This window comes from Flavobacterium kochi (assembly GCF_048286715.1).
GTDB lineage: Bacteria > Bacteroidota > Bacteroidia > Flavobacteriales > Flavobacteriaceae > Flavobacterium.
In genome coordinates this window covers 1-1,278 of the sequence record NZ_JBLVPW010000078.1, presented here as the reverse complement: position 1 = coordinate 1,278, position 1,278 = coordinate 1, and the positions used below count along the sequence as shown (strand labels likewise).

The following is a 1,278-nucleotide window of genomic DNA, read 5'->3' as shown; positions in this document are numbered from 1 at the left end:
GGTTCTTCGCCTAAATTAGTGGAAAGTCAAAAAATGACCTAATTTTAGGGCATGGAATTAGACGGATTGGGAGTTTTGTTAGGAGTTAAATCTCCATGGGTTTTAAAAAAGATAGATGTTCAACATCATACACAAGTAATTGATGTTTATATCGAATATGAAAGAGGTTCAAAATTTGAATGTCCCAATTGTGGTGAGCTATGCAAAGTTCATGACGGAAATGTAAAACGTATAAGGCATTTGGATTTATTTGATTATCGTTGCTATTTAAATATTAAAGTTCCTAGAATAAGTTGCAACAAGGATGGTGTAAAAGTTGTTCATTCTACCCCTTGGGACCGCAGAGGCAATCATTACAGTCTTAAATTTGAGGCTTTAATTATTCGCTTGTTTAAAGAAATGTCTGCATCTGCTATCAGCAGAGAATTGGGTGAACCCGATAATAATTTGTGGCGCGTTTTTAATTATTGGGTAGATAAAAATGTAATTCAGAAATTTGATTTTAAGGATATTAAACGTGTTTGTATAGATGAAACAGCTATAAAAAGAGGGCATAATTACATAAGTATTTTTACAGATTTAGACACAGGCAAAGTTATATTTGTTACAGAGGGAAGAAAAAAGGAGGTTTTTGAATTGTTCTATGGTTGGCTTTGGGATAATGGTGGATATCCTGGCGATATAGAATTATTTAGCATGGATATGTCAGTGTCCTACCAAGCTGGTCAGAAAGAATATTTTGCAGGAACTGAAGTAGTTTTCGATAGATTTCACATTAAAAAAGGGATGAATAAAGCTCTAAACCTAGTTCGACTAGAAGAGGTTAAAACAGTTGAATCTCTCAAAAAATCAAAATACATTTGGTTGAAAAACGAAGCTAAATTAACAGAAAACCAAGCTGGTAGATTAGACGAATATTTAAGTGACAGCACTTTAAATACAACAATAGCTTACCAAATTAAAAATAAATTTGATCAATTATGGAATGTACAATCGCATGCAATTGAACCAATGCTAGAAAAATGGATTGAGAAAGCAGCTTCTGCGGGTCTTAAACCGATAAACGCATTCATTAAAACAATAAGGAATCACTATAATGGAATTGTAAAATCAATCAAAACTGGAATAACAAATGCTGTTTCAGAAGGACTGAATAGCGTGATGCAGTTAGCAAGATCCAGAGCAAGAGGTTATAGAAATCCCGAGAATTTTATAAAAATGGTGTATTATTTAGGAAATACCTAAAAAATGCAAATCCACTAATTTAGGCGAAGAACC

At 33.0% G+C, this 1,278-nt stretch carries 1 protein-coding gene; it reads left to right on the top strand.

What is annotated here, in order from left to right:
• Window positions 1–51 precede the first annotated feature (51 nt).
• Window positions 52–1,245: an ISL3 family transposase gene (locus ACNQGH_RS21865; protein WP_417958131.1), complete on the top strand. Its 1,194-nt coding sequence runs from the start codon at window positions 52–54 to the stop codon at window positions 1,243–1,245.
• Window positions 1,246–1,278 lie beyond the last annotated feature (33 nt).

Excerpts from the sequence above, each read along its gene's own strand:
- ACNQGH_RS21865 (WP_417958131.1), top strand. The coding sequence starts at position 52 with ATGGAATTAGACGGATTGGGAGTTTTGTTAGGAGTTAAATCTCCATGG.